Consider the following 240-nt stretch of genomic DNA (forward strand, 5'->3'; position numbering starts at 1 on the left):
TATGCTGCCCGCACGATGTTCTGGGGTGGCTGGATCATCTTCCTATTCCTCATCCTCCACCTGCTGCAGTTCACCATTAGCCCTGACTTGCTCAATAACCCGCCCACCGATGCAGCTGGACGCGCAGGGATGGTACTTACGGCCTTCAGCCACTGGTGGTTCGTGCTCATTTACCTCATCGCCATGATCGCGGTGTGCATGCACGTCTCCCACGGTTTCTGGAGTGCCTTTGCGACCCTC

1 protein-coding gene is annotated in these 240 nt (G+C 57.5%); it reads left to right on the top strand.

Annotated features, from left to right (window positions below; genetic code table 11):
- A partial coding sequence (locus tag PU683_RS21490; RefSeq protein ID WP_277174613.1) for a succinate dehydrogenase/fumarate reductase transmembrane subunit occupies window positions 1-240 on the top strand: 240 nt, incomplete at both ends.

The sequence above is a fragment of the Candidatus Kosakonia sp. 282A-S69 genome, from assembly GCF_029433855.1.
GTDB classification, from domain to species: Bacteria; Pseudomonadota; Gammaproteobacteria; order Enterobacterales; family Enterobacteriaceae; genus Kosakonia; species Kosakonia cowanii_A.